This is a genomic window from Agreia sp. Leaf210, assembly GCF_001421485.1.
Classification (GTDB): domain Bacteria; phylum Actinomycetota; class Actinomycetes; order Actinomycetales; family Microbacteriaceae; genus Agreia.
On sequence record NZ_LMKK01000001.1, the window covers coordinates 1,195,076 to 1,206,889 of the forward strand.

13 protein-coding genes are annotated in these 11,814 nt (G+C 68.0%); 2 read left to right on the forward strand and 11 right to left on the reverse strand.

What is annotated here, in order from left to right; all coding sequences use genetic code 11:
- Positions 1–149: 149 nt before the first annotated feature.
- Positions 150–1,817: a thiamine pyrophosphate-binding protein gene (locus ASE64_RS05745; RefSeq protein WP_055777020.1), complete on the forward strand. Its 1,668-nt coding sequence runs from the start codon at positions 150–152 to the stop codon at positions 1,815–1,817.
- Between the two features lie 29 nt (positions 1,818–1,846).
- Here the strand turns inward: ASE64_RS05745 and ASE64_RS05750 are convergent, their stop codons facing one another.
- The 11 genes from ASE64_RS05750 to ASE64_RS17335 all read right to left on the reverse strand — a co-directional run bounded on the left by ASE64_RS05750 (position 1,847) and on the right by ASE64_RS17335 (position 10,921).
- Positions 1,847–3,220, reverse strand: a complete 1,374-nt coding sequence (locus ASE64_RS05750; RefSeq protein WP_055777023.1) for an MFS transporter — start codon at positions 3,218–3,220, stop codon at positions 1,847–1,849.
- 111 nt (positions 3,221–3,331) lie between these two features.
- Entirely contained in the window at positions 3,332–4,711 is a 1,380-nt protein-coding gene (gene hemL / locus ASE64_RS05755) for a glutamate-1-semialdehyde 2,1-aminomutase (RefSeq protein ID WP_055777026.1), read from the reverse strand.
- Between the two features lie 3 nt (positions 4,712–4,714).
- Complete coding sequence (hemB, locus tag ASE64_RS05760) at positions 4,715–5,701, reverse strand: porphobilinogen synthase (protein ID WP_055777029.1); 987 nt, start codon at positions 5,699–5,701, stop codon at positions 4,715–4,717.
- Positions 5,702–5,866: 165 nt separating this feature from the next.
- Positions 5,867–6,043, reverse strand: a complete 177-nt coding sequence (locus ASE64_RS17565; RefSeq protein WP_162234544.1) for a hypothetical protein — start codon at positions 6,041–6,043, stop codon at positions 5,867–5,869.
- Positions 6,044–6,081: 38 nt separating this feature from the next.
- Complete coding sequence (locus ASE64_RS05765; protein WP_156351675.1) at positions 6,082–6,870, reverse strand: uroporphyrinogen-III synthase; 789 nt, start codon at positions 6,868–6,870, stop codon at positions 6,082–6,084.
- Complete coding sequence (gene hemC, locus ASE64_RS05770; protein WP_055777036.1) at positions 6,870–7,802, reverse strand: hydroxymethylbilane synthase; 933 nt, start codon at positions 7,800–7,802, stop codon at positions 6,870–6,872. Before hemC ends, ASE64_RS05765 begins: the two co-directional genes overlap by 1 nt.
- Positions 7,803–7,833: 31 nt before the next feature.
- Positions 7,834–8,997: a ferrochelatase gene (locus ASE64_RS05775; RefSeq protein WP_055777039.1), complete on the reverse strand. Its 1,164-nt coding sequence runs from the start codon at positions 8,995–8,997 to the stop codon at positions 7,834–7,836.
- A complete protein-coding gene (hemQ, locus tag ASE64_RS05780; protein ID WP_156351655.1) occupies positions 8,994–9,719 on the reverse strand; it encodes a hydrogen peroxide-dependent heme synthase in 726 nt (241 codons plus the stop codon). The genes ASE64_RS05775 and hemQ overlap by 4 nt, the downstream gene beginning before the upstream one ends.
- 74 nt (positions 9,720–9,793) lie before the next feature.
- A complete protein-coding gene (locus tag ASE64_RS05785; RefSeq protein WP_055777045.1) occupies positions 9,794–10,144 on the reverse strand; it encodes a DUF3618 domain-containing protein in 351 nt (116 codons plus the stop codon).
- Complete coding sequence (locus tag ASE64_RS05790; RefSeq protein WP_055777049.1) at positions 10,141–10,545, reverse strand: phage holin family protein; 405 nt, start codon at positions 10,543–10,545, stop codon at positions 10,141–10,143. Before ASE64_RS05790 ends, ASE64_RS05785 begins: the two co-directional genes overlap by 4 nt.
- A 7-nt stretch (positions 10,546–10,552) precedes the next feature.
- On the reverse strand, positions 10,553–10,921 hold the full coding sequence (locus tag ASE64_RS17335; protein WP_156351656.1) for a YtxH domain-containing protein: 369 nt from the start codon (positions 10,919–10,921) through the stop codon (positions 10,553–10,555).
- A 153-nt stretch (positions 10,922–11,074) separates the two neighbouring features.
- On the opposite strand from ASE64_RS17335, the gene ASE64_RS05800 reads away from it, so the two are divergent.
- Positions 11,075–11,806: a phosphotransferase gene (locus ASE64_RS05800; protein WP_055777052.1), complete on the forward strand. Its 732-nt coding sequence runs from the start codon at positions 11,075–11,077 to the stop codon at positions 11,804–11,806.
- Positions 11,807–11,814 lie beyond the last annotated feature (8 nt).

The window sequence follows — 11,814 nt, forward strand, 5'->3', positions numbered from 1 at the left end:
ACCTGTCTCAGGTGCGGGCGCGTAGTATCGGATTCGTCAGGCGCCCGCACGGGAGCCAGTGCCCGGAAAAGGGGCACGAAGTCGGTTGCGCAGTCGCACCGAGCGAGACATATACGGAATCCATCCGTTGCGTCTCGAAAGGCTCTCCTGTGCCCACTGTCTCCGCGCACGTCGCTCTCACCCTCTCCCGCTTCGTCGATCACGTCTTCGGCGTGATGGGCAACGGCAACGCGTACTTCCTCGACGCCCTCGAACGCGACACGGCAGTGCTCTACACGGCGGCGCGGCACGAGGCGGGTGCCGTCGTGGCCGCCGACGCCTATCACCGAGCCGGCGGCGGGCTGGCGGCGGCCACCGCCACGTACGGCGCCGGTTTCACGAACACGCTCACCGCGCTGGCCGAGGCTGTTCAGGCGAGGGTTCCGCTCGTGCTCGTGGTGGGCGACGAGCCCACCTCGGGCCCGCGCTCGTGGGATGTCGATCAGATCGCCCTCGCCTCGGCCGTGGGCGCCCGCACCTACACGGTCGGGCGAACGGATGCCGCGGCCACCACGGTGATCGCCGTCGAGCACGCGCTCACCTACGGCGTGCCCACGGTCCTCGCCATCCCCTACGACGTCGCGACGCTCGAGGCCGGGCCGGTTCCGGATGCGCCCGAGCCGCGCCTGCCGAACCCGTTGACGCCGTCGGGCCCCTTCGTCGACGCGGCGATTCGAGATGCCGCGGCCCTGCTCGCGACGGCGAAGCGCCCCTTTCTCCTTGCCGGGCGCGGCGCATGGCTCTCCGGTGCGGGCCCCGCGCTCGGCGCACTTGCCGAGGTCACCGGCGCACTCACCGCATCCACGGCACTCGGCCGAGGCGTCTTTCCCGACAGCCGCTACGACCTGGGCGTGACCGGCGGGTTCGGTGCCGAGGAGGCCATGCAGCTCGTCGGTCAGGCCGATGTCGCCGTGGTGTTCGGCGCCTCGCTCAATCAATTCACCATGCGCTTCGGCAGTCTCTTCTCGCCGGGTACCCGCGTGGTGCAGATCGACGTCGCGCCGACCGCGACCCACCCGCACGTGGGCTCGTTCATCCGAGGCGATGCCCGGGTCGTCGCCGAGCTGATGCTGAACGACCTCGCTGCACAGAGCGGCGGCGCGGTTGCAGCGCGAGCAGATGGATGGCGCCACTCGGTCGATCTGAACGGCACGCAGGCGCGGCACCCGGGCGACGGGCTGGCCCCCGACGGACGGCTCGACCCCCGCTCGGCGGCCCAGCGCATCGGGGAGTTACTGCCCGACGACAGGGTGGTCGTCTCTGACGGCGGCCACTTCATCGGGTGGGCGAACGCGTACTGGCCCGTGGCGACACCCGACCGCATGCTCATGGTCGGCACCGCGTTTCAGTCGATCGGCCTCGGCTTCGCGAGCGTGCCAGGAGCGGTGCGCGCGAAGCCCGACTCGACCGTGGTTTTGACCACGGGTGACGGCGGTGGCTTGATGGCCCTGGCCGATCTCGAGACCGCCGTGCGCGTGGCGGGCGGCCACGGTCTCGCCGTGGTGTGGAACGACGCGGCGTATGGCGCCGAAGTGAATCTCTACGGACTGAAGGGGCTGGCCGAGGGGCCCATGCGCATCCCCGAGGTCGATTTCGCCGCCCTCGCCACCGCGATGGGGGCGCGAGGCGTGGCCATCCACACCGTCGAGCAACTCGACGTGCTGGCCGACTGGGCTGCGACGCCGGCCGACCAGCGACCCTTCCTGCTGCTCGACCTGCGCATCTCGTCGGCCGTGCTGTCTCCGCACCAGGAGGAGATCATCCGCGCCGCCGGCTGAGTCGCTGCAGCCGGCGGCACGGGGTTCGATCAGGCCCTGTTGCTGGCGTAGAGCGGTGACACCGCCTGCTCCTCTTCGTGGTCGGGGCCGAGCGGGATGCCGCTTCTGTCGCGCAGAAGAAGCGTGGCCACGAGGCCGAGCGCCGTCATGCCCGCCAGATACCAGGTGACCGACATCGTCGTACCCGTGGTCTGCACGAGCGCGGTGGCGATCGTCGGAGCGAAGGCGCCTCCGAGGATGGCTCCGATCGCGTACGAGATCGAGACCCCCGAGAAGCGGATCGAGGCGGGGAACAGCTCGGCATACAGGGCAGCCTGGGGGCCGTAGGTGAGGCCGAGACCGATGGTCAGAATGGCGATGCCCGCGAACAGCCCGCCGATCGATCCCGTGTTGACGAGCGGGAACAGGGTGAACACTCCGACGAGCTGCAACACCCAGCCGGCAAGGTAGGTGGTGCGACGACCGATCTTGTCGGAGATCCATCCGGCGAAGAGCGTCGACAGCAACCAGGTGACGGCGCTGCCCGCGACCGCCCAGAGCACCGGGCCGCGCTCGAGGCCGAGCGGACCCTCGGGGTTCGTGGCGTAGTTCTGGATGTAGCCGCCGGTGGTCATGTAGCCGACGGCGTTGTTGCCGGCGAAGACCAGGGCCGCGATCACGACGAGCAACGTGTGCTTCTTGAAGAGCTGCACGATCGGCATGCGCGCCTTGACCTTGCGCTGCGCCAGCTCGGCGAACACGGGGCTTTCTTCGACGCTGCGGCGAACCCAGTAACCGATGGCGATCAGCACGATGCTCAGCAGGAAGGGCACGCGCCAGCCCCACTCGAGGAAGGCGTCGCCGGGAGCGACCACGGCCATGATCGCCATCATTCCCGAGGCGAGCAGGAGCCCGAGCGGCACACCCATCTGCGGCGATGCGCCGAAGAGGCCGCGCTTCTTGGTGGGAGCGTGCTCGACGGCCATCAGAACGGCGCCGCCCCACTCACCGCCGGCCGAGATGCCCTGGATGATGCGCAGCAGGATGAGCAGGATCGGCGCCGCGATGCCTATCTGCGCGAACGTCGGCAGCAGTCCGATAAGCGCCGTCGCCGCCCCCATCAGAATGAGGGTGAGCACCAGCACTCCCCGCCGGCCGTATTTGTCGCCGAAGTGTCCGGCCAGGAACGCGCCGAGCGGGCGGAACAGGAAGCTCACGCCCACCGTGGCGAACGAGAGCAGGATCGCGGCCTGCTCGCCCGCGGGCTGAAAGAAGAGTTGCCCGAACACGAGCCCGGCGGCCGAGGCGTAGATGAAGAAGTCGTACCACTCCACGGTCGTGCCGATAATGGTGGCGAACACCACTCTGCGGCGATCGGCCACCGCTGCGAATGACCCCGTAGGCGTCAACGAACCCGAACTCATATGTACTCCCTTGTACGACGAGGGCAAGCATCGTTCGATTATCGAACACGCGTTGCTACTATCGAACTCAGCGTAGCGCGGCGGCGCTCCGGCGCAAGGGGGTCTCGGCTCCTAGACGGCCAGGGTCGGCGACGCGGATGCCGCTGCGCGGGCCGCCGCCGGCAGAGCGTCGAGGATGCGACCGATGGCCTGCTCGTCGTGAGCAGCCGACACGAACCACGCCTCGAACACCGATGGCGGCAGCGAGACTCGCGACTCGAGCATCGAATGGAAGAACGCGGGGTACCGGAACACCTCTTGCCGCTGCACATCGGCGTAGGTGCGCGGCGAGCCACCCGCCGGGGGCGTGTAGTCGCCGAACACGAAGCTGAACAGGTTGCCGGCACGCTGCACAGAGTGCGTGACCCCGACATCGGCCAGGGCTTCGGACACCGACGACGACAGCAGATCTGCGGTGGCGTCGAGACGCGCGTAGACGGATGCGTCGGCCAGCGTCAGCGTGGCGATTCCGGCGGCGACGGCCACGGGGTTCCCCGAGAGCGTTCCAGCCTGGTAGACCGGCCCGAGGGGCGCGAGGAAGTCCATGACATCGGCCCGTCCGCCGAGCGCCGCCAGGGGCATGCCGCCGCCGATGACCTTGCCGTAGGTCACGAGGTCGGGGACATATGAATGGGACACCGCCGCATCCGACCCCGCGGCGGCCTGCGCCTCGGACTCGAGCGCCCAGTAGCCAGCGGGGTGCACGCGGAAACCGGTGAGCACCTCGTCGATGATGAGCAGGGCGCCGTTCTCGTGGGCGATGGCCGACAGCGCGGCGTTGAATCCGGAATCCGGCGCCACCACACCCATGTTGGCGGCTGCGGCCTCGGTGATTATCGCGGCGATGCGGCCGGGGTGCAGCGCGAAGGCCTCGCGCACCGCGTCGAGGTCGTTGTACGGCAGCACGAGAGTGAGCGCCGCGGTAGCGGCGGGCACGCCGGCGGAGGCGGGCAGCCCCAGCGTGGCGAGACCCGAGCCGGCTTCGGCCAGCAGCGAGTCGGAGTGCCCGTGATAGTGACCGGCGAACTTGATGAGCACGTCGCGCCCCGTGAATCCGCGGGCGAGACGGATGGCCGTCATCGTGGCCTCGGTGCCGGTGGAGACGAGGCGGATCTTCTCGATCGGCGACTGTCCGCCGCTCGTGACGCGGGCGCGCACGAGTTCGGCGAGCTCGGTCTCGCCCGGCGTCGAGGCGCCGAACGAGAGGCCGCGACCGGCGGCATCCTGAACGGCCGCGACGACCTCGGGATGCGCGTGGCCGAGAATCGCGGGGCCCCAGCTCGAGACGAGATCGACGTACTGCGTGCCGTCTGAGTCGGTGACGTACGGGCCCTTCGCCTCGACGAGGAAGCGCGGGGTGCCGCCCACCGAGCGGTAGGCACGCACGGGCGAGTTGACGCCGCCGGGAATGCTGAGGCGAGCGCGGTCGAAGAGTTCGTCGTTGCGGGTCATGGGTCAGTCTCCCTGTCGAAGGGTCGTGGCGAGCTCTGTCGCCCAGTAGGTGAGCACGGCGTCGGCGCCGGCCCGTTTGATGCTGAGAACCGATTCGAGGATGGCGCGGTCCCGGTCGATCCAGCCGTTGGCGGCGGCGGCCTCGATCATCGCGTACTCCCCCGACACCTGATAGGCCCAGACCGGAACCGGCGACCAGGCCGAGACGTCGGCGAGCACGTCGAGGTAGCTGCCGGCGGGCTTCACCATCACGACGTCGGCACCCTCGGCGACGTCGAACTGCGCCTCGCGCAGACCCTCGCGGCGGTTGGCCGGGTCGAGCTGGTAGCTGCGGCGGTTGCCGGTGAGCGTCGACTCGACGGCCTCGCGGAACGGCCCATAGTAAGCGGAGGCGTACTTCGCCGAGTAGGCGAGCACGGCCACGTCACTGCGTCCTGCATCGTCGAGGGCGTAGCGCACAGCGGCGACCTGGCCGTCCATCATGCCCGAGAGGCCGAGCAGCGCAGATCCCGCGTCGGCCTGCGCCAGCGCCATGTCCTGGTACCTCAGCAGCGTGGCGTCGTTGTCGACCCGCCCATCGGCATCCAGGACGCCGCAGTGGCCGTGGTCGGTGAACTCGTCGAGGCAGAGGTCGGTCTGCACCACGAGGCTGTCGCCGACCTCGGATGCGATCACCCGGGTCGCCTGGTTAAGGATGCCGTCGGGGTCGGTCGCGCCGGTACCGGTGGCGTCGCGATGCTCGGGCACACCGAAGAGCATGACTCCCCCGATGCCCGCGGCGGCGGCCTCGGCCACGACGCTTTTGACCGAGTCGAGGGTGTGCTGCACGACCCCGGGCATGGAGTTCAGCGGGCGCGGCTCTGAGCCTTCGCGCACGAAGAGGGGCAGCACGAGGTCGGCGGGGTGGAGCCGGGTCTCGGCTACCTGGCGACGGAGGGCGGGGGTGGCACGAAGACGGCGCGCACGCGCGACGGGAAAGCCGGAAGTCATGGGTTCCAGCCTATCTTCGTGCACTGGGCAGGAGCCCGGCGAGCGTCGTCTTGTCACATCCTTCAACAGGATGGATTCGAAACGCGCCGCGGCTTTGACTGCAACACGCGGAGTGGTATCGAGAATCACCTGTTGAACGCGACTTCGGCCATCGGCGACACCCGACTAGCCCAGTCGCTTGCCCTCCGGAAAGAGTTCAGCCCATTCCTTCTGCGATCGCGCGTGCGCGCTCTCGGGAGACTGACCCGACCGTATCCGAGACTCGGCGTAGGCGGCACTGCCCCGACGAATCCAGTCGGGTAGCTCGTCGTCGTGTATCGACTGAAGTCGAATAGCGCTCATTCGGCGAGTTTAAGTCGGCGATGCTGTGCGCCCGGTGGCTATTCGCCGTCGGACTTCTGCGCCTTTGCCACGTCGACGATGGCGTCGATCAGCGACACCGCACTGCGCTCCTTCGCCACGAGGTCGACGCGCACACCGTAAGACTCGGCGTCGCGGGCCGTCTGCGGGCCGATGGCCGCGACGATCGTGGTCTCGGGAAGGGTGCCGAACTGCAGCTGCACCTGCTCCGCGACACTTCCCGACGTGACGAAGACGGCCTTGAACTCTCCGGCCTGAATGTCGCGAATGATCGCCTCGTCGACCGGAACACCGATGGTTCTGTAGGCGACGACCGATTCGACGGTGTGACCGCGAGCGATGAGACCCTCGGTGAGAACAGGCTTGGCGATGTCGCTGCGCAGCGTGAGAATGCGCAGCTCTGCGCCGTACTGCTCGAACTGGGCGAGCTCGCGCAGCAGTCCTTTGGCCGAGTTGTCCTCCGGCGGAACGAGGTCGACCTGGTAGCCGGCCGCCGTGAGGGCCGCCGCGGTCGTCTCTCCGACGGCCGCGATGTGCGTCGATGCCGGAACAGTGGCCTGATGGGCCGAGAGAACGTCGACGGTGGTGGCGCTCGTGACAGTCAGCCAGTCGAAGGCACCGTCGGCCAGCGAAGCCAGGGCCACATTCAGGGCCTCGTCGTCTGCCGCGGGGGCGAAGTTGATCATGGGGGCGACGACGGGCGTCGCGCCCGCCGCGCGCAGATCGGATGCCACGCCGTGGCCCCACGGGCCACCTCGCGGAACCAGCACGCGCCATCCGCCGAGCGGACGATTGCTCCACGGCGTCATCATGCAGCCCCTCCGAGCGGAGCCAGCTCGGCTGCGCCGTCTTCGAGGAGTTGGGCGGCAACCGCGGCGCCGAGCGCCTCGGCCACCACACCATCATCGATACCGGTGAGCGTCGCGCTGCGGGTGCATCCGAGCTCGGCCTCGCCAGACGGGTCGTAGACGACAGCGGTGAGAACGAGAAGGTCGCCGTCGAGAGTGGCGTGCGCGCCGATCGGCGCCGCGCACCCGGCTTCAAGGGTGGCGAGAACAGATCTTTCGGCTCGAACAGCGGTGCGTGTCAGCCCGTGTTCGATGCTCAACAGCTCAGTGATGTCGTCTCCTTCTCGCGCCTCGATGGCGAGAGCGCCTTGGCCGGGCGCGGTCGGCCACAGCTCAAGATCAAAGAACTCCGACGCCTCCGCCAGCCGACCCAGTCGTTCGAGTCCGGCTGCAGCCAACACGACGCCGTGAAGGTCTCCCCGTTCAACCGATCGTAGTCGTGTGTCGACATTCCCTCGAATATCTACGACCTCCAGATCAGGACGAAGTGATAACAATTGGGCTCGACGGCGCGGAGAACCGGTTCCCACTCGAGCACCCTCGGGCAGATCGGCGAGCGAGACGCCGCCCTGCGTGCAGAGAACATCGCGCGCATCTTCTCTCTCGGGAACCCCGCCGATCACGAGGCCAGGATAGGCCGCCGTCGGAAGATCTTTGAGAGAGTGCACGATCAGATCGACCTCGCCGCGCGTCAAAGCCTCACGCAGAGCACTCGCGAAGACACCCGTTCCACCCAGCGACGCCAGCGATTCCTTCGACGTGTCGCCCTCTGTCTTGATGATCACGAGTTCGGTCGGAACGCCCGTCGCCGCGGTGATCTGGTCGGCGACCATGCCCGTCTGGGCGCGCGCGAGCGCGCTGCCACGGGTGGCGATGCGAAGTATTCGGGTCAAGACAGAAGAGCTTTCAGGATGGAACGAAGGGTTAGGGCGCGAGTCCGGAGATCGCGGGCTTGAACCCCAAGCGTACGTTCTCGCAGCAACCCGGGCGGCACACGTCGTACCACGGTCCGAGTTTCGTGACTGCCGGACGCTCCTCAGCGGGCGTAGCCTGCACCCGTTCGAGAACGAGATCGACGAGCCCTGAGACGTAGGCGGGGTGGATGCCCGGGGTCGGCACCCGCACGGCCGCGAGGCCGGCTTCGGAGGCCGACGTCAGGGCCTCGTTGTCGAGGTCCCACTTCACCTCCATGTGGTCGCTGACGAAACCGAGGGGCACGATGATGACAGCCCGGATGCCGCGGGCCGGCAATTCGGCGATCGCATCGTTGATGTCAGGCTCGAGCCACGGCATCGAGGGCGGGCCGCTGCGCGACTGGAACACGAGCTGCCAGGGGGCACTGGACTCGGCCGCGAGCATAACGGCCTCGGCGACCGCGAGGTGCTGGGCCTGATAGGCGCCGCCCTCGCCGAAGCCACGGGCCTCGGGGCCCGAGCGTGCGGCATCCGTCGACGGGATCGAGTGCGTCGAGAACAGAACCTCGACCTCGGTCTCGAGGTTGAGGTCGGGCATCTGATTGGCCAACTCGACGAAGCCCTCGCGCACGCCCTCGATGAAGGGCTCGACGAAGCCGGGGTGGTCGAAGAACTGGCGCACCTTGTCGATCTGGAGCACGTCGCCGAGCCCCGACTCATCGAGCGCCATCGCGAAGTCCTCGCGGTACTGGCGGCAGCTCGAATACGAGCTGTAGGCGCTGGTCGCGATGGCGATCAGCTTTTTGTGGCCGGCATCGGATGCCTCGCGCAGCGCGTCGGCGAGGTACGGGTCCCAGTTGCGGTTGCCCCAGATCACCGGCAGGTTGAGCCCGCGGCGGTCTACCTCGGCCTGCAGAGCAATCTGCAGCGCACGGTTCTGCGCGTTGATCGGGCTGATGCCGTCGAACGCACGGTAGTGGTGAGCGACCTCTTCGAGCCGCTCTTCGGGGATACCCCGGCCGCGCGTGACATTGCGCAGGAAGGGAATGACGTCGTCTTGCCCCTCGGGTCCGCCGAACGAGGCCAGCAGAATCGCGTCGTACTGCGTCGGCTCGGTGACGTGCTCGGGGCCTTCGGCCGCGGCATGCGTCGCGTTGCGTACCAACTCGCTCACTGGAGCACCTCGATGACCTCGGCGGTGGTGATGCGGCGACCCGTGAAGAACGGGACCTCTTCTCTGACGTGACGACGGGCATCCGTCTGTCGCAGATCGCGCATGAGGTCGACCAGGTTCAGCAGGTTGTCGTCTTCGAGGCCGAGGATCCACTCGTAATCGCCGAGGGCGAACGAAGCCACCGTGTTGGCGAGGACGCTGCGGAACTGGCTGCCCTTGCGGCCATGCTCGCCGAGCATCGCGCGGCGCTCCTCCTCGGGCAGCAGGTACCACTCGTAGCTGCGCACGAACGGGTACACCGTGAGCCAGGCGGCGGGCTCCTTGCCACGCATGAACGCGGGCAGATGGTTCGAGCTGAACTCCGCGTCGCGGTGAACGCCCATGGCGTTCCAGGTGGGCAGCAGCGGCTGGATCAGGCCCGTGCGACGGAGCTCGCGGAGTGCCCACTGGAGCGTCTCGGGAACGGCGCCGTGCAGCCAGAACATGACATCGGCATCCGCTCTGAGACCGGAGACGTCGTAGAGGCCGCGCACGACGACACCCTCGGCCTCGACGATCGCGATGGCGTCGTCGAGCTGGCCGACGGCCCGTGCCACATCGTGTCCGTCGAGTGCGGTCGCTCGGTCGGGGTTGCGTCGGAAGACCGCCCACAGCGTGTAGCCGATGACCTCATCGGCGGGCGTGGTCGTCTGGTCGACTGTCGGGTCAGTCATGTTCCTCATTCACTTGCTCGGCGAAGTCGCCGCTCGGCTGGTTCGGGCCGCCCGACGGACGGCGAGGATGAATGTGCGACGCGTCAGCGTCGGGAGATGAGTCGTACGGCGAGGAAGACTGCCCCGCCGACGGCTACCGCGATGCCGCCGATGCCCGCGGCCAAGGCCACCGGGTTCTCATCGCGCAGCACGCGGATCTTGTTGGAGATGTCGGCCGCAGCGAGCTTTGCCTGCTTCGGCACATTGAGCTTGTACTCGATGGCGTCGAGGGTCGAGGCGAGAGCTTCTCGGTTCTTCACGATGTCGGCGGCGAGTTCCGCGGAGCTGCGCTGCGGAGCCTCCGGCTTGCCGTCGCCCTGCAGGGCCGTCTTCGCCATCTGGGTCGTGGCGCGAACCGCGGCGCCGTCGACGGGTGCGTCTTTCTTATCGCTCATCGGCCGAGTCCTTTGATCGCATTGACGTCTTTCTTGAGGCTGTCGACCGAGTTCTCGGGCACCGGAGGGATGCCCTTCTTGATCGCGCGCACACCGACGAGCACGAGGATCGCGACGATGATGAGCAGCACACCGGCCACGATCAGAGCTGCCGCCCAGGGCTCGAACACGGTTGCGAGGCCCAGGACCGCCGCAGCGATCAGCACCGCGAGCGCGAAGAACCCGAGAAGCGCGGCTACGACGAACAGAGCGGCGCCGACTCCGAGCTTGGAGAGCCGCGAGGTGATCTCGCGCTTCAGGCCCTCGATCTCGTCTTTGACGAGATTCACGAGCAGGCCGGGAAGCTCACCGAGGAGTTCGCCGAGCGACTTCTTGCGAGCCGGGTTGAGAGGGTTCGTCACGACGGGCCTACTCGTCGTCTGCCGTGGGGGCGGGCGTCGCCGGCTTCATCGTCGAGGTCTTGGCCGGCGTCTTGCTCGCGGCCGACTTCTTGCTCGCCGAACCGGCGGACTTCGAGCCCGCAGCCTTAGTGGGCGTGTCATCGAGGTGCAGCAGCGAACGCACGGCCTTCTTGGTCGCGTTTCCTGCCTTCACCTGCACGGTGTCGACGCGCTGACCGGCGAATTCCTTGACCGCGCCCGCGACCTGCTGCACCGGAGCGAGGTTCCAGACCTTGTCTGCCCCCGACTTGATCTGCTCGTACCGTGGCCTGCCGGCACGCGAGCCGAGAACGTAGCCTGTGGCCAGACCGACCACCAAAATCAATTTGCCGCGCATAACGACTCCGATCCCTAGAGAGTTGGCGTGAGCTATAAGCGTAGACCTTGCCGCCTGTGCGGCGAATGGGATCCCTTTCGCTCGGCCGGTGTGTTAGGCGGGTGCTGCGAGCGCGACACCGTTCGCCGACGCGCTCGCTTCTATGCTGGCGCTATGGACGGACTTCTCTCGGGCGGCAACATGAACGTGGTCGAGCGTCGCGGCGACACGGTTCTTCGACAGGCCGGGCCCTGGACTCCCACCGTGCACCGCTACCTCGACTACCTCGCCTTGGCGGGAATCGAGTGGGCGCCGCGACCGCTCGGTATCGAGGGAGAGCGCGAGCGGCTCTCGTTCATCGACGGCGACGTTCCGCTGTATCCGCTTCCGGAGTGGGTGTGGAGCGAGTCCCTGCTCGCCGAGTGCGCCGCCCGACTGCGCGAACTGCACGATGCGAGTATCGGCTTCGGTCTCGACGACGCCGTCTGGCAGTCGCGCGGCAAGGTTCCGGCCGAGGTGATCTGTCACAACGACTTCTCACCCCACAATCTGGCCTTCCGCGACGGACGCTTCGTGGGCGCCATCGACTTCGACATGTGCTCGCCTGGTCCACGCCTGTGGGACATCGCCTACTTCGCGACCCGCATCGTTCCCCTGACCGGCTCGACACCCGAGGGGGCGCCCGGCATGGAGGAGGCGCGGCGCCGCGTGGGCATCATCCTCGAGGCGTACGGCTCCGACGCGAGTTGGGACGACGTGCTTCGCGTGGCGATCATCCGGCTCGTCGATCTGGCGCAGATGTCGATCGAGAAGGCAGAGGAGCTGTCTAAACCGCACCTTCTCGACGAGGCCGCGTACTACGAGGCCGAGGCTCAATACCTGCGCGGGGTGCGCAAGGCCGGCTGAGCAACCTG